This window comes from Corynebacterium alimapuense (assembly GCF_003716585.1).
In the GTDB taxonomy this organism is placed as follows: Bacteria; Actinomycetota; Actinomycetes; order Mycobacteriales; family Mycobacteriaceae; genus Corynebacterium; species Corynebacterium alimapuense.
Genome location: NZ_PTJO01000004.1, coordinates 14,611 through 29,911 on the forward strand (window position 1 = coordinate 14,611; position 15,301 = coordinate 29,911).

Sequence of the window (15,301 nt, forward strand, 5' to 3'; positions counted from 1 at the left end):
CCGGGTTTAATTCGCTAGCGCAAACCCCGCTCCAACGCCCCCTTGGGCGTTCATGTCCGAGACCACAGCATCCATCGATGTCGAAACCGTCGGCATAAATAGTGCGCCTTGGAGCGGGGTCTGGCAAGACAGCTGCTGGTAGGGCAAAACGCCACCGGAAATCATGCCCACGATCCGATCGCCTGCCATGACCGGCCCGCCGGAATCCCCGGTCATGGCACAGACCTGGGAGAACTGGACAAATTCATCGGCCGACCACGTCGTCCCACAGGTCAATCCGGAAGCAACACCTTGTTTGCACAGCTCAGTGCCGGAAGTTACTTGGCCCCCTAGCTCATTGACAGCGACATTATTGTAATTGCCAGTCAGCTCAGCGTTGGAGCCGAACTCGATGACCGAATAGTCATAAACCGAATTTGAGGCCACGACTGTTCCGGTAGGGCCCACCTGCCAAGAATCAGCGGAGGAGACCTGATCTCCCGGTTGGCCACAATGTCCCGCTGTCAGTCCTACTTTGCGCCCCTGAGCATCGGTTCCTACGGCGCCGAGAGTGCACATAGCGCTCTCCCCCAGGTAGATCGGGGTTCCTGCACCATAGAGAGACACTCCGCGCTCCTGCGCCTGCTGAGAGGCCACTGGAATCCGCGGAGCATCAAACCAAGAGCCACCAACCCGATGCAAGACCGCATTCGCAGTGGGTTTAGCTGCCATCATCTTAGAGATCGGGTCGCTTCGCCACTGGTAATTCGGGTCAGTGGCCACCGTTTCGTACTTAGCCGACTCTGAAGATGCGACTTCGGTGAATTCTGTCGCCACAGGATCGGGCATTTCCAAGGTGGCGGATTCCACCGGGCTCACCAGCTCCTGTGGAATGACATCGACGATGGCTTGATCCAACGCATCCGTTAACTGGGCATCTACCGGTGGAGCGGTAATTCCCACTGAAGCCAGATCTGCTCGCACGTGATCTACGAACTCCGCAGAGGCTATCTCGAGCGCCGGGAGCTCAGGAGCAGTGAACTCAGTGGCACCGGCTGTTGGTGCGGCCAGCGTGGCCACTGCTGCCAACCCAAAAGCCATCATAAAATGCCGAGCACGTTTTATCCGTCGCATGAGATTTTGCTTCACTTTCTGGTCACAGCAATGAGTCTCCCGCCAGCATGCCAGTTGTTAGACCAAGCGGGTAGGGGACTTTCGTACAATGCCCGATAGTTCACCCCATCTAGCCCCGCCCTGGCGGCTGGAGAGCCCTTCGGACTGGAGCGTGCTGACTGGTCGGAAGTTTCTAGCAGGGCCGATAGTCACCTTGTGGAAGATGCATATCTCCAGAGTGTTGTAACGATTCCGTTATCTAGACCAGCCGCTGTAGCTGCCTCAGATCCCAGACAGCCCCAGGGCCAAGGAGAGCTCAAAGACTCTCGCTTCAGCCGCATTCGCCATGACGGCTATCGCAAGCCCAAGTCAAGTGCGAGAAGGGCTATTACCTAGTTGATTAATCGATTAATCACGCAATCTGCTCACTTGATGGGCTATTCAAATCACGCTCAATCACTGAGATAGTTGAACCCAAAAAGCCTCAAAGGACTGTTTAGGTTCCAGCAGATCAGCAATTAATGGCCCCTACCTAGACTCAGATGAGTCAATGCTCGGACTCTCGCGGCAGATAACGAAAATAGCCCCCAGCCAAAGCTGAGAGCTATCTTGCTGATCCCGCCCACAAGGCATGATCACTTCTTTCAAACTATTAGTTCGAAGAGGTAGCAGCATCCCACACGCTGGTAACAGCAGAGGAGCCCCAAGTTTGCGCACTTTCAAAAGTCTCGTGCACGAAAATGGCAACGGTCTCGATTGCACCGGTCAGTGTCTCAAAAATTTCAGAAGACATTAAAGATTCCTTTTCATCAGACGTTCGAAAAATCATACTTCCCAACCCTGCCGCGCTACCCGCACGATAGGGGGCCGATCCACCTAGCCCAAGAAGAGCTCAATTACTTCCCTGAGACGACTAGGAAGAGAGGCCATCAAGGAACGCGCTAGAGGTTTGACCAAAATCAACAACGGCGCCCCACATGTTAGGAACGGTGGTAGTTGAGAGTTCCCATAGGCCAGTATCGAAGGCACTGAGGATCGGGTTAACGACACCCTGAAGAAGGTCGGCGACTGCGCCAAAAGCATCAGATGACATGGATATTTGCCTTTCACTATACGAATGAGCAAACCACCTCAGCTTGCCAATGTACTTAAGTTAGCATAATAAAATCCTGTGTCAAACATTAATAAAACCTTTATCCAGGAAACAATCTGATCATGTCAAGATCGGGAGACTGCGCACTTCGTGCCTTCCACCAGCTCATATGCTGTCCTAAAAAAAGACATTTCCGCCCTACTGGTCAATCCGGGCAGAAGTCTTCCTAGGTGCCATCAATCCTCACCGAAGAAGCCGCATTCTTATCTCAAGAGTTCGCCAGGCCATACGCTTCTCATCAGGTTCAAAGGCGAGAGCGGAAGATGCTCCGACAGCACCCTCCTTGTCGGGCAAGTGCTCACCCAATCAACGGTCCGGCATCCATCAGGATGCGGCGCAGGACGGCCGCCATGCCCCGCAGCGCCACGCCAAGACTCATTGCCAGGGCGGCTAAGAGCAGAACCGCTAAGAGGCAAATGGGGCGGTTCGCAGCTACTCCCCCGAAAGAAGTCGAGCATTCCAAGCCCAGCCTGTTCACGGATTACTAGCAACCCCACATACCCCGGGATCGTGAAGCTCCTCGTACAGCAACAATTAAAGCTATGGTCGCTCATTCATCATGAGCCGAGGCTCAAAGGTTAAGGATGAGCATGTTGGAAATAAAAAACTCCCATCAGGACAATGTCCTGATGGGAGTTTTTCTTCTTAGTAGCGGGGGCAGGATTCGAACCTACGACCTCTGGGTTATGAGCCCAGCGAGCTACCGAACTGCTCCACCCCGCGTCGGGTGATATTTAAATTTCACCTCGCCGATACTCTCTGTTTTACCAGTCTCTCTCGGCGACATTTGAAACTATACGCAGACCTGGAGATTAACACAAATCCCCAGGTCATCACCCATATCTAAGCAGTTTCTCTAGCGGCTAGAACGCTTTAGAAACTCTGGAATTCAGCAACTGCAGCGTCGAGCTCATCGAGGGCACGACCGTAGTCTTCAAAGGATCCATCCTTGGCAGTCTCGATGCCTTGAAGTGCCTCACTGATTCGCTCAAGCGCCTCAGCTTCGGTGCCCGAGACCTCATCGACAGTCTCCTCATTCACGTCTTCTTCGGGGATGTCTGCTTCGGTGTCAACCTCAAAATCATCATCACCTGTTGAGGTTTCGGCGATGTCTTGTGCTGCTCGGGGATCAATTCCAACCTGAGACAGTGCCTCCGAGGTAGTCGGCGCATAACCAACTCGACCCTTGTAGGAAACCAACACGCGCAACAGCTTCGGGAATGCTGATTCCTGGTCCTTACGCTGCGAGTAAATCGGCTCGACGTAGAGGATCTCTCCCCCGCCAACCGGAAGAGTCAGCAAGTTGCCGTTTTGCAAATCGTTGGTACCCGACCACAGCGTTCGGTCCGCCGCGACTTGGTCGGAAGACATCATCGCGTCCTGAGCCTGCTTCGGGCCTAGAGTCTGCGTATTGGTCGGCAACACGCGAACAGTGATATCGCCGTAATTGTCAGGGTCGGAACTCGCCGCCATGTGTGCGGAAAGGAACTCACGGTTGAGGCCACGGTAGGGAGTGATCAGCTGGAAGCTGGACTCATTGGTCTCTGGGTTCGCAGCAACGACATAGTACGGAGGCTGAGCGAGCTCTTGGAGCCCCTCAGGTGCCGTGGGATCGCCGGGCACAGACCAGAACGCATCGTTGGTAAAGAACACCGAGGGATCGCTGACATGGTAGCGAGCGAGGAGTTCTCGCTGAACCTTGAACATATCCTCCGGGTAGCGCAAGTGCTCACGCAGCTCATCACTGATCTCGCTTTCCGGATTGACCGTGTCCGGGAAAATGCCCTCCCACACCTTAAGAACGGGATCCTCAGTATCAAACTCGTAGAGTTCAACGGTGCCGTCATAGGCATCGACGGTGGCCTTAACCGAGTTGCGGATATAGCCCACCTCATCAGAAATCAGCCGCTGGGTGGTCCCATCAGGGTTAAGAGCATCCTGGGTGGTAGCAGTCAAAGAGGTTTGTTCCGAATAGGGCAATCCACTCAGTGTGGTGTAACCGTCAACGATCCACTTGATGCTTCCATCGATAACCGCGGGGTAGGTCTTGGAGTCGGTGGTCAACCAAGGAGCGACCTTCTCGACGCGCTCGCGCGGGTCACGGTCGAAGAGGATCTCCGAGTCACCTCCGACGCGGTCGGAGAGAATCAAATTGATCTCTTGGTAACGCAGCGCGAAAGCCATCCGGTTGAAGGCGTTGCCAATGTCCACGCCGCCCGAACCGTCATAGGTAAAGGACGAGGTGTCAGTGTCATATTCCACAGGGCCAGTGCCGTTATCGCCGACGATGGAGTAATCAGCACCATCAGTCGCCGAGGCGATGACCGGTCCAAAGTAGATTCGTGGCTGATCAACCTTGATTCCCAGTTCTTCAGCGTCATCATTCTCAGCGGCAATCGCGTTCGATTGCAGATCCGAGACGGTGAACACGGGGAAACCACCACGAGTGGAACCAGCATCACTAGCAGCCTCATCGACGGTGTTTGCCTGGGCGGCAACGAAACCGTTTCCGTGGGTAAACACCGTGTGGCGGTTGATCCAGTCCTGCTGGTTGTCCTGCAGCGCGTTGGGGTCTAGCTCACGAGCTGCGACGACGAAGTCGCGCAGTTCCCCATCAACCTCGTAGCGGTCTACCGCCAAGGTTTCTGGGAATCCATAGAAGTTGCTCAGCTGCTGCATCTGCGTGAACGTCGGAGAAAGGATCTCTGGATCAAGCAAACGAATATTGGAAATAGTCGCCTCATCAGCGGCTACTTCGTCATCGGTAGCTCCGTCATCGCTCCAATCTTCCAAATAAGTCACGTCATCATCGGTCAGCCCATAAGCCTCACGCGTGGCCTCGATATTGCGAGAGATGAACTCGGATTCTTTAGCCGCACGGTTGGGCTGAACGGAGAAGCGTTCCATCAGCTGTGGCCAAGCAAACCCGATAACGAAGGAGGAAAGCAGCATCAGTACCACGGCCAGAGCGGGGATACGAAGATCCTTGAGCACGATCGCGGAGAAGAATGCCATCGCCACAAATACCGCGATAACCATGAGGATGATCTTGGCCGGAAGGACCGCGTTGATATCTGTGAAACCAGCACCGGTAAAGGTTCCCTGATCCTGATAAAGCAGGTCATAGCGATCAAGCCAGTAAGTTGCCACCTGCAGCAACATCCAGAGTCCAGCGGTCACTGCTAGCTGAATACGCGCAGGAGCTGCGACATAGCCAACAACACCCATCGACTTATTGCCGATCTTGATGCTGCCGAGCAAATAGTGCCCAACCAAGGCGATAAGGAAGGCCAATACCAAGAGCATGGCCAAGGTGTCTATGAATAGACGCAGCGCAGGCAGCTGGAAAGCATAGAAGCCAAGGTCGTTTCCGAAGGTTGCATCATCAATGCCGAAGCTCTCACTATTGAGAAGCATCATCACCGTGCGCCATGTGCTCTGGCCGATAAAGCCGGCAAGCAAAGCAACGACGAAAGGAACTCCTACTAGCAGGACTCGGACAGATTTATCCAGAGCCTGCCGATATTGATGGACCGGAGAGTTGAGATCCATGTGCTCGAGGGTGTCCGGCCGATTTTTCCAAGTAAAATAGCCAGCAAGCCAAATAATCAGACCTGCGACTAGAGCAAAGATGATAAAGAGCAGGATGCGCGCCACAAGAACTTTGGTGAACACGCCTCGGAAATCGACGGCGCCAAACCACAGCCAGTCGGTGTAGAAGCCAACCGCCACTGGAGCAGCGATAAATAGTAGTGCGATAACACCGATTATCCAGGTCAGTGCGCGAGGTGGCCGGTTAACGGATGGCGAGGGTTGCGAAAGGCCGGTGGCCAAGTCCTGCTCCTAATGATGAGTTATTCGAAATTTGCCAGTGTACTGTCCTACCCTAGAGAATTTCCCCCCTGCGTGACCAAAAGGAATACCGATGAGTGCACCCGAGTCCACCTCCCCCGCGTTAAACACTGCGATGCTTGAGGCCGTCGAATTCGTCCATGCGGAAGGCTGGGAAGCCTCGCCCACACTGTTCGCACTAGTTCCCACCAGCCTGTTAGCCGATCAATTGTCTGATCCAGATGATGCAAACCCACTGACCTTGGTGGTCCAGGAACTCCCAGAGCACATTCTTCCCGGCTCCGATGAACTCGGCGATTACCTATCTCGCCTGACATGGCCGCAAGAGATCGAAGGGGTCGTGTTGGCGCAGGAGATCAACTTCCGAGACACTGCTTCGGCTGGAAATGACCAGGACCTTGAAGATGAGGACATCGAGGCTAGTCTTCCTGATTCTCGGCCGGCACGGCTTTTTTCCGGAGTTCTCCGAGCAGAAGGCATCGAAGTGACACTGCTGCAGCTTCGTCCCACCGATGAGGAGTTGGAAGAGCACGGGCCGTTCGCGGAAGACCGGATTGAGCTGCGCGGAGGACCTGGCGTGGCTCCTGGAGTATTGGCAGCCTTGCGTTATGGGCTCGAACAGGACCCAGACTCTCTAGACTAGAATCATTCGAATATCCGATGTCTTCCTCGCTGCCTAGGAGTCCTACCGTCGTGCGTCACTCCCCTGTTAAAAGACTCTCTGCTATCGCGGCGACCCTAGTACTGGGCGCCGGCCTCGTCGCATGCGGTAGCGATGAGGATGACGCTGCCACAGCTACCTCCACGTCGCAGGAGACCTCAACGACCTCGTCTACGACGGAATCCACGGAGCCCACTTCCGAAAGCACCACGACAAGTGCTGAGGAAGACAATCTACCTTCTGATGTCGCTGAGGTATTCGAGGTATTCGGTTCGCTAGCTCCGGAATCTCTGTTCGAGCAATTTGATTCTTGCCATCCCAGCGGCATCGATGATGCTTATGAATGCTCAGGCACTGAGGTTGGCCAGTTCCAATTCTTCGAGTCCATGTCCAAAGCACTCACCAGCACCCAGCTGCTGACGGAGCTTCGCAGCTCTCAGGTCCTCGAGGACACTGGTTCGCGGGTGGTTGGTTGGTCGACACTGGGCACCATGGCGGTCATTACGGTCGTCGACAACGATGAAGGCCTGGTCATGCAGCAATTGGTTTCTGCTGACCAAGTCAGCCCCGAGGAAAAGATCGATGAACTGAGGCTAGTCCAGACTCCTCTGGAGACTCCTACTGAGGAAACCTCCACAGTGGCTTCCACTACCAGTGAGAGCGCTTCTTAGGAGCACACCTCAACGTCGCGGCCAGCGTCGAAATCCGCCATCGCGTCGATAGCATCCTCAAGGGTGGCCACGCGCGCGATGACCATCTCTCCATGTTCGCGGCTGATTGCTTCAGCGCAATTGGCTGCGGGGGCCAAAAACAGCTCTACCCCATCACTATTAGCAGCATTGATTTTATGGACGATGCCTCCGATGGGGCCGACTGTGCCATCTTCATCGATGGTGCCGGTGCCTGCGATATGACGTCCACCGTTGAGCTCACCAGGCGAGAGCTTATCGATGACCGCGAGTGAGAAGATCATGCCAGCACTAGGTCCACCAATATCTTGCAGGTTATAAGAGACCTCTACCCCGTCGGTTGGCTCCGAGGCCATTAAAATCCCCAACATTGGCACTCCAGGTTCGGTGGAGCTCTCCCCTAGCGTGATGGTTTGCTCAATCTCGGCCCCCTCACGATTAAGGGTAAGAGTCAGTTCATCACCAGGTGCCTTGGCACGAACGATGTCCTGAACTTGGCCAGGCGAATCCACATTCTGCCCGTCTGCCTCCACGATGACGTCCTCGGGAAGAATCACCCCCGCGGCCGCAGAGCCTTCGACCGAATCAACAACGATGACCTCGACCGGACGCCCAAGATGGTTCATTGCTGCCACCGTGGCCGCGGCTTCAGATGAGGTGAAGGCCGCCTGGTTGGACACCTGAATTTCCTCTTCGGTCATATCCGGAGGAAATACTTGCTCGATGGGGACCAAGGTGTCATCTGTGGTTAGCCAGCGTCCTAGCGCTTGGGCCAAGGTCATATTGCTCCGGACCGACACCGTGGTCATTTGCAGCTGACCCTGAGCCTCATCGACAGTCTCGCCCTCGATCTCAATAACTGGGACGTCATCGATGTCGCCGAGCGTATTAAACAGCGGCCCGGGCCCCTCCGCAGCAAATGGCACGGTCAGAGAGATCTCTGTACCCGGGATATGGTCCACCGACACTAACGTGGCAAGCGCCACGACTGGGACTGCTCCCCAGGCCAGGGTTTTGATTCGACGATTAGCTCTGGTCACGGACAACCAGGGTACCTGTGTTCGCTGTCAGCGTTGCCATCATCATGGCCTCGATGGCTCGATCACCGGTAGATTGGACACATGAACTCAGGCGGATTCGGATTCAACTTTGGCAATGACGACGACGACGATGATCGCCGCCGCGACCAGAACCCTTTCGGTGCGTTCGGCTTCGGCGGTGCCAATGGCTCTGGTGGGCTCGGCGATATGCTTAACCAATTTGGGCAGATGCTCTCCGGCATGGGCTCTTCCATGAACTCCTCAGATTCTCCCGATCCGGTTAACTACTCCTTGGCTCAGCGGATCGCCCGCCAACAGATCGGGCAATCAGCAGAAGTCACCCAGCAGGAGCTTACTGCCGTCCAAGAGGCCACCAGGCTGGCGGATTTATGGCTGGACGATGCCACTGATCTTTCCACTGCATCCGGCCGCGTTGTGGCATGGAATGCAGAGAATTGGCTAACCGAAACACTGCCTATGTGGCAGCGTCTCGTTACGCCAGTAGCCCAGCATATGAATGAAGCCCAATTGGAATCGCTGCCGGAAGAGGCCCGGGAGATGATGGGCCCGATGTTGCAGATGATGGGCCAAATGTCCGGAATGAACTTCGGCATGCAATTGGGAAATGCACTCGGCGACTTAGCAAAACAAGCTCTAACCGGTTCCGATTTCGGCCTTCCAGTCGCTCCAGCTGAGGTCACCGCACTCTTGCCCGCGAATATCAATCGTGCAGCCTCTGATCTCAATATTCCCCATCAAGACGTCATGGTCTACATCGCTGCGCGAGAGACTGCCCGCCAGCGTCTCTACCGCCATGTGCCATGGCTAGTAGAGCAACTGGTCTCTTCTGTGGAGGAATACGCCGCAGGTCTAGTCATCGATACTTCACATATTGAGGAAGCCACTCGCGAGCTCAACTTGGAGTCCGGCGATCCGGCAGCCATCCAAGATGCGATGTCCCGACTCCAAGGCATGGATCTTTCCCCGCGAATCACCTCCCGCAACGCCAATGCAGTCTCACGTCTGGAAACTCTCTTGGCACTCGTCGAGGGCTGGGTCGAGCATGTGGTCACAGTGGCCATGGCCGAGCGCATCCCCTCCACCGTCGCGATGACTGAGGCGTGGCGTCGTCGGCGCGCTACCGGCGGTTCCGCCGAGCATGCCTTTGCCAAGATCGTCGGCATCGAGTTCTCCGCACCCAAGGTCGCCGAGGCCGCGGAGTTGTGGCGCCGCGTGGACACGGCCGTCGGGCAGCAACGCCGCGACAAGATCTGGGAGCACCCGGACTTCCTGCCCTCCGCTGAGCACCTAGATAATTCTGCTGAATTCATCGACAGCTTGCTCGATGATGGTGGCTCCGATGAATTCGATGAGGAATTCGCCAAGCTCGAAGAGATGCTGCGCGGAGAATCTAGCAGTTCCGACGAGGGCAAAGAAGCCGATGATGATCAAGACTCCAATGATGACCCTGAGGGCGACGCTAACCGCTAACCTGCAGATCTAATACCTTTTGGGCCCGCCTGGCTACTACTGCCCGGCGGGTCCAAAGCGTTGATAGGCCTCAAGGTAGCCTTTGGCTCGCTCAGCGCAAGGCGCCCGATCTGCCCAATCCCAAAAGTCTGCGCCATGGCCAGGGATGAAGGTGTGGGTCAGTTCATGAATAAGCACAGCATCGAGCACATAGTCAGGGACCTGCTGCAATCGATCGGTGATTCGAATATCCCCGGTAGAGATGGTGCATGATCCCCAACGATTGTGTTGATTGCCCACCCACCGAATAGACCCGATCGTGGCACGTCCTTCCAATACGCGTGCGTTAAGTTCGTGTGCACGCGCTATTAATTGATCATCTGAGCTCCTCGTAGAGGAGGCCTTCTTACGCACCTTAGCCACGATCTCAGCTACTGCTGCTTCCTCATCTGTCGCGGACATTCGTGCCGGAATACGGACGACGATCTTGTCTCCGATAATGCGTGCTCCTACGGTGCGGGTTCGACGCGATGAGCGGATGACCTCAATCTCGGATGGCATGACACGGGATTGTATCTGTGGTCTCATACCTGCGGGAGGGGATGTGGGTGAGGGGATGACTGAATTACAACTAGCACGGGGTACACATGTGTTCCTGCGCGGGAGAGACGCCGTCCAATTCGGCCTCGATGCCACTCGTGCGGGCATCATCGAAACGACCCATGCACCAATGATCGTGGCCACTCTACTGTCGGCCAATAGGCCACGTAGCCAGGCAGAACTACTCAGTGGACTATGTACTGCTGGCCTCAGTGCTGAGGCCGCCCGGAGCCTGATCGATGATCTGCTGGCCTATCGGATACTAATTCCTTGCGCGCAGCATTCTGTCATCGTATTAGGCCGCGGACCACTCGCGGAGACCACCTCGACGGTGCTCCGCAACTCTGGAGTGGTGGTCCGCTCCCCGATCCGGGGCGAATCCGAGTTTTCCTATTTGGCCTCTGCGGAGGTCAATGCTCCAGTACTTGTCATCGATCGACTCGCCCATGCCAAAGCAATGGCACCAATGCTGACCCGCTTTGCTCGCACCTGGCTGCCAGGTGCGGTGATCGACCGGCGAGGGCTGGTCGGTCCAGTCCGGATAGCTGATCGTGGCCCCTGCCCGCTGTGTCTTGATCTCCATCGCACTGATACCGATGCTTACTGGCATCGGGTGGTCACCCAGCTACCAGGTGGTCCTAGTACCCCAGATGCGGTGGTAGTTGCTGCTACTGCTGCCCAACTAGCAGTCTGGGCGCTCAATTTATTGCAGATTCCTAGTCCTGCTGGAGTAGCAGACCTCGTGCTAGCTCCCGGGTCCTTGCTTAACGTCGATCCATTTGGCAGCTCCAGCCGAGCCACCTTGACCACTCACCCACGTTGTCCTGTGTGTTTTAGTTTTAACCAAACACGATGAGTACTAGCGAAATGAATCCAGCACACCCAGCAGCTGTTCGCCGTACCTGTCGACTTTGACTGGGCCCACACCGCTGACGTCCAATAGTTCAGCTTCATCTGAAGGCATCGCCTCAGCCACCGCCATGAGTGTGGCATCAGAGAACACGATATAGGCGGGAACTTTTGCCTCCCGAGCTGCATCAGCCCGCCAGCTACGTAAGGTCTCGAATATCTCTGCATCAGCTCCTGCGGGACAGTCCTCGTGTCGGCCAAGAACTTTGTCTGCTGGGGTGGCTAGTCCTTGTCCACAGACCCGGCAACGACGTGAGCGAGCTGAGCGAGCTGGGATGACTTCTGGTTTCTGTACTGGAGCAATTCCATCCAGGAATCGACTCTGAGAACGGGACTTTCGCCCACCTTCTTGTCTGGCCATCGCCCAGGACAGATGCAGGTATTGCCTGGCGCGGGTAACCCCGACATAGAACAGGCGTCTTTCTTCCTCTACCTGGTGATCGCCGGCCTTAATGGCGTGGCTAATCGGGAGAGTGTTTTCTACTAGTCCGACGAGAAATACTGCGTCCCATTCCAGTCCTTTGGCTGCATGGAGGCTGGCGAGAGTAACTCCTTCTACCGTCGGCGGGTGTTTGGAATCAGCACGCTGTTTCAATGCTTGCAATAGCCCTGGCATATCTAGATCTGGGGTCGCTCGAACGAGCTCTTCCACCAACTCCACCAGCGCAACCAAAGACTGCCAGCGTTCGCGTGCCTGAGCGCCCTCAGGTTCAGTGGGGGTCAACCCTAGCGGTGCTAGAGCAGCCTTAGTCACTGCAACTGGTGCATCAGGTAGATCGGTGCGTTGAGCTACTCGAACTAGTTCACTAACTGCCTGACGAATCTCCGCTCGATTAAAGAATCCTTCACCGCCTCGAACTTGGTAAATAATGCCGGCATCTGCCAATGCTTGTTCAAATACTTGAGACTGTGCGTTGATCCGGTAGAGCACAGCTATCTCACTGGCAGGGGTTCCGTTATCAATCAGGCTCAGGATTTTTCCCGCTATCTCGCGGGCCTCTGTGGGTTCGTCGTCATAGGTTTCAAAGACCGGTGGGGGCCCTGCTGGGCGCATGCCTTGTAATTCCAGACGGGTACCAGCCACCCGGCCTGCGGCCTGGGCAATGACGGTGTTGGCCAAATCCGTCACCTGCGGGGTGGAACGGTAGTCACGCTGGAGTTTGGTCACCACTGCGTGGTCGTAGGTTCGTGAGAAATCTAGCAGAAAATTCGGAGTAGCTCCGGTGAAGGAATAGATCGTCTGGTTGGCATCACCAACGACAGTCAGATCGTCTCGATCGCCGAGCCAGGCGTTCAAGACTCGCTGTTGGAGTGGGGTGACGTCCTGGTACTCGTCGACGACAAAGGTGCGGTATTGCTCACGGAATTCTTCTGCCACACCAGGGGCTTTTTCCAAGGCTCCGGCGACGTGCAACAGCAGGTCATCAAAGTCTAGGAGCATGCCGTCCTGGGTAGTCTTAGCTGCTTCATAGCGGCGATAGACCTCTGCGACCTTCTCTGCCGCTACCGGCGGAGTGCGGGCAGAAAGCGCCATCCGTCCGGGGTATTCATCCGGAGAAATCAGACTTGCTTTGGCCCATTCGATCTCACCGAGGAGATCCCGCACATTTTCTTTAGATGATTCGATCCCGATCCCTCGGGCCGCCCTGCCCACTAGGGGAAATTTATTGTCTACCAGCTTCCAGGGCAGGTCACCTGCGACCTGCGGCCAGAAGTAAGCCAACTGGCGTCGCGCCGCAGCGTGGAAAGTCCGAGCCTGCACCCCGCCGACGCCCATGAGCGAAAGCCGATGGCGCATCTCGCCAGCTGCACGGGAAGTGAAAGTTACGGCCAATACCCGGTTGGGGCTGATGAGGCCGCGGTCGATCAGGTGCGCGATCCGGTAGGTAATTGTGCGGGTTTTACCGGTTCCGGCTCCGGCGAGGATGCACACGGGACCACGCGGAGCGGTGGCCGCTGCACGCTGATCATCGTCTAGATCGTTGAGGTTGATCACTGAGCATTCCTCCATTCTGTAATCATCGTATGAGCGATGGAACCGGGTTGAGCAAGAGCAAGATCATCGAGATCGGCCCGGCTTGCCCAACGAGTCTCTGCTAACTCGCCATCTGTTGTGGTTACTGGTTCTCGATCATCGGTGACCGCGGTAAACCCGGCCATCAAAGAACCACTCATAGCCCAAGGTTGACTGCCCCAATAGGTGATGTTCTGGACTCGCCGACCAGTTTCTTCCAGTGCTTCCCTGGTGAATGCTTCTTCCAGGTTCTCCCCTAGCTCCACATAGCCAGCTATTAATGAGAAATAGGCACTGCGATGAGCGTTGCGACCGAGCAAAATTCGTTCCTGGCCACGCAATTCAATCAGCCCGATCACCGCCGGATCGACTCTGGGATAGATTTCTCTGCCACCGCCGCCGCGTGCAGTGACCCCATCGTCATCGAAGGTCAGCGCAGTAGCGTCAACTGGGTCGAAATACATGCCTTCTCGGTGCCTTAACAAGGAAATAGCACGGGAAACGATCCGGTCGTGTCCAAAATACCGAGCGTTGCGAAGACCGCCGGAATGGCTAGCGGCTAGTTTCTCCGCATAGGTGGTGCTCACTCGCACCGCCCATAAATCAGTTAGGACCCGAACAGTCGTACCACTAGGGTCAGGTGGTGCAGCCAGATAGAGAGGATTACCTGCACTATCAACGGGAACAGCACCATGCTGGCCCACTGGCAGGAACCTACTCACGGTCACTTCACTTCTTCCCCGGTCACCCTCCGGATATACAGGAGCCGGTCACCGGGTTCGACGGTCTCAGATTCAGGGGAATCGATGCGATAGAGCTCTCCGGAGCGCACCAATCCCAGAACAATATCGGCTAGGTGCCGGGGGTTTGCTCCGACTTCATCTTCGGCGACGGGCCGCTCAGCTACCGAGAATCCTTCGTCAGGGCTGAGCAGGTCTTCCATCATTTCCACCACCGGTGGGGTTACGGTAGCCAATCCGAGTAGCCGGCCTGCGGTCTCCGAGGAAATGACTACGGAATCTGCGCCAGATTGTTCTAGTAGGTGTTGATTCTCTGATTCGCGCACACTGGCCACGATCATTGCAGACGGTGCGATCTCACGGACTGACAGCGTCACCAGGACAGCCGTATCGTCCTGGCTTGGGGCGATGACCACCGCACGAGCCCTAGTAACTCCGGCGATCTTGAGTACCTCGGCCCGGGTGGCATTGCCATAAACGGTCACCAGTCCTTGGTTTTCCGCTCTGGCTAAGACGGCCTTGTCATTATCCACGATGACGATTTGGTTGGCCGGGACTCCGTCAGCCAACAGGGCGGATACCGCCGAGCGGCCTTTGGTCCCATAACCGATAACAATGGTGTGGTTGCGCACGTTCTTCCTCCAGCGCTGGATCTGCAGTGACTTGCGGGAATCTTCGGTAAGCACCGACAGAGTTGTACCGACCAAGAGGATAACGAAGGCGATCCTGATCGGTGTGATGATGACAATGTTGACTAGTCGAGCAGACTGAGTGACTGGGGTGATATCACCGTAGCCGGTGGTTGACAGCGATACCGCCGAGTAATAGAAGGCGTCAATAAACGTCAGGTCCTCGGAATATCCGCCTTTGTCCACATAGACGATCAACGCCACGATAAACAATAGTGCGAAAGCGTAGAGCACTCGGCGACCAATCAGCGACCAGGGGCTCGATGCCGGCGCGCCGGGAATACTAATAATTCCCAGCAGTGCATGGACAGGCAGGCTGCTGAGCCCGGTATTACCGCGGGCCCCCGCACGATCCTGATCACTCATGGCTCTTTCCTTCTCCGAGATGCGGG

14 protein-coding genes and 1 tRNA gene are annotated in these 15,301 nt (G+C 55.9%); 4 read left to right on the top strand and 11 right to left on the bottom strand.

Features of this window, described 5'->3' with window-relative positions; all coding sequences use genetic code 11:
* Nucleotides 1–6: 6 nt before the first annotated feature.
* From C5L39_RS05250 to C5L39_RS05265, 6 genes are all read right to left on the bottom strand, one after another.
* Complete coding sequence (locus tag C5L39_RS05250; protein WP_245974901.1) at nt 7–1,083, bottom strand: S1 family peptidase; 1,077 nt, start codon at nt 1,081–1,083, stop codon at nt 7–9.
* 661 nt (nt 1,084–1,744) lie between these two features.
* Nucleotides 1,745–1,885 carry a hypothetical protein gene (locus C5L39_RS10710; RefSeq protein ID WP_165857987.1) on the bottom strand — a complete coding sequence of 47 codons (141 nt, stop codon included), beginning with the start codon at nt 1,883–1,885 and terminating at the stop codon, nt 1,745–1,747.
* 120 nt (nt 1,886–2,005) lie between these two features.
* Nucleotides 2,006–2,185, bottom strand: a complete 180-nt coding sequence (locus tag C5L39_RS05255) for a hypothetical protein (protein WP_123047858.1) — start codon at nt 2,183–2,185, stop codon at nt 2,006–2,008.
* A 358-nt stretch (nt 2,186–2,543) separates the two neighbouring features.
* On the bottom strand, nt 2,544–2,723 hold the full coding sequence (locus C5L39_RS10650) for a hypothetical protein (protein WP_126268731.1): 180 nt from the start codon (nt 2,721–2,723) through the stop codon (nt 2,544–2,546).
* A 171-nt stretch (nt 2,724–2,894) separates the two neighbouring features.
* Nucleotides 2,895–2,968, bottom strand: a tRNA-Met gene (locus C5L39_RS05260).
* A gap of 150 nt (nt 2,969–3,118) precedes the next feature.
* Complete coding sequence (locus C5L39_RS05265) at nt 3,119–6,079, bottom strand: UPF0182 family protein (RefSeq protein ID WP_123047859.1); 2,961 nt, start codon at nt 6,077–6,079, stop codon at nt 3,119–3,121.
* Nucleotides 6,080–6,170: 91 nt separating this feature from the next.
* On the opposite strand from C5L39_RS05265, the gene C5L39_RS05270 reads away from it, so the two are divergent.
* Nucleotides 6,171–6,740: a PPA1309 family protein gene (locus C5L39_RS05270; RefSeq protein ID WP_123047860.1), complete on the top strand. Its 570-nt coding sequence runs from the start codon at nt 6,171–6,173 to the stop codon at nt 6,738–6,740.
* 17 nt (nt 6,741–6,757) lie between these two features.
* The gene (locus C5L39_RS05275; protein WP_425453851.1) at nt 6,758–7,429 is read left to right on the top strand and encodes a hypothetical protein; all 672 of its coding nucleotides are present in this window, start codon (nt 6,758–6,760) and stop codon (nt 7,427–7,429) included.
* Here C5L39_RS05275 and C5L39_RS05280 read toward each other — a convergent pair.
* A complete protein-coding gene (locus C5L39_RS05280; RefSeq protein ID WP_245974902.1) occupies nt 7,426–8,487 on the bottom strand; it encodes a YlbL family protein in 1,062 nt (353 codons plus the stop codon). The genes C5L39_RS05275 and C5L39_RS05280 overlap by 4 nt on opposite strands.
* An 81-nt stretch (nt 8,488–8,568) precedes the next feature.
* Here C5L39_RS05280 and C5L39_RS05285 point away from each other — a divergent pair, with 81 nt between their 5' ends.
* Nucleotides 8,569–9,978: a zinc-dependent metalloprotease gene (locus C5L39_RS05285; protein WP_123047862.1), complete on the top strand. Its 1,410-nt coding sequence runs from the start codon at nt 8,569–8,571 to the stop codon at nt 9,976–9,978.
* A 36-nt stretch (nt 9,979–10,014) separates the two neighbouring features.
* On the opposite strand, the gene C5L39_RS05290 is transcribed toward C5L39_RS05285, so the two are convergent.
* Nucleotides 10,015–10,518 carry a M48 family metallopeptidase gene (locus C5L39_RS05290; protein WP_123047863.1) on the bottom strand — a complete coding sequence of 168 codons (504 nt, stop codon included), beginning with the start codon at nt 10,516–10,518 and terminating at the stop codon, nt 10,015–10,017.
* A gap of 55 nt (nt 10,519–10,573) precedes the next feature.
* On the opposite strand from C5L39_RS05290, the gene C5L39_RS05295 reads away from it, so the two are divergent.
* The gene (locus C5L39_RS05295; protein ID WP_126268732.1) at nt 10,574–11,413 is read left to right on the top strand and encodes a hypothetical protein; all 840 of its coding nucleotides are present in this window, start codon (nt 10,574–10,576) and stop codon (nt 11,411–11,413) included.
* A gap of 3 nt (nt 11,414–11,416) precedes the next feature.
* On the opposite strand, the gene C5L39_RS05300 is transcribed toward C5L39_RS05295, so the two are convergent.
* The 3 genes from C5L39_RS05300 to C5L39_RS05310 form a co-directional block, all read right to left on the bottom strand.
* On the bottom strand, nt 11,417–13,462 hold the full coding sequence (locus C5L39_RS05300) for an ATP-dependent DNA helicase UvrD2 (protein ID WP_123047865.1): 2,046 nt from the start codon (nt 13,460–13,462) through the stop codon (nt 11,417–11,419).
* Entirely contained in the window at nt 13,459–14,067 is a 609-nt protein-coding gene (locus tag C5L39_RS05305) for an NAD(+) diphosphatase (protein ID WP_245974903.1), read from the bottom strand. The genes C5L39_RS05300 and C5L39_RS05305 overlap by 4 nt, the downstream gene beginning before the upstream one ends.
* A 137-nt stretch (nt 14,068–14,204) precedes the next feature.
* Nucleotides 14,205–15,275 (bottom strand): potassium channel family protein, encoded by a 1,071-nt coding sequence (locus C5L39_RS05310; protein ID WP_123047867.1) that lies wholly within the window; start codon nt 15,273–15,275, stop codon nt 14,205–14,207.
* Nucleotides 15,276–15,301 lie beyond the last annotated feature (26 nt).

Excerpts from the sequence above, each read along its gene's own strand:
- C5L39_RS05250 (WP_245974901.1), bottom strand. The coding sequence starts at position 1,083 with ATGATGGCTTTTGGGTTGGCAGCAGTGGCCACGCTGGCCGCACCAACA.
- C5L39_RS10710 (WP_165857987.1), bottom strand. The coding sequence starts at position 1,885 with ATGTCTTCTGAAATTTTTGAGACACTGACCGGTGCAATCGAGACCGTT.
- C5L39_RS05255 (WP_123047858.1), bottom strand. The coding sequence starts at position 2,185 with ATGTCATCTGATGCTTTTGGCGCAGTCGCCGACCTTCTTCAGGGTGTC.
- C5L39_RS05270 (WP_123047860.1), top strand. The coding sequence starts at position 6,171 with ATGAGTGCACCCGAGTCCACCTCCCCCGCGTTAAACACTGCGATGCTT.
- C5L39_RS05275 (WP_425453851.1), top strand. The coding sequence starts at position 6,758 with ATGTCTTCCTCGCTGCCTAGGAGTCCTACCGTCGTGCGTCACTCCCCT.
- C5L39_RS05285 (WP_123047862.1), top strand. The coding sequence starts at position 8,569 with ATGAACTCAGGCGGATTCGGATTCAACTTTGGCAATGACGACGACGAC.
- C5L39_RS05290 (WP_123047863.1), bottom strand. The coding sequence starts at position 10,518 with ATGCCATCCGAGATTGAGGTCATCCGCTCATCGCGTCGAACCCGCACC.
- C5L39_RS05295 (WP_126268732.1), top strand. The coding sequence starts at position 10,574 with ATGACTGAATTACAACTAGCACGGGGTACACATGTGTTCCTGCGCGGG.
- C5L39_RS05310 (WP_123047867.1), bottom strand. The coding sequence starts at position 15,275 with ATGAGTGATCAGGATCGTGCGGGGGCCCGCGGTAATACCGGGCTCAGC.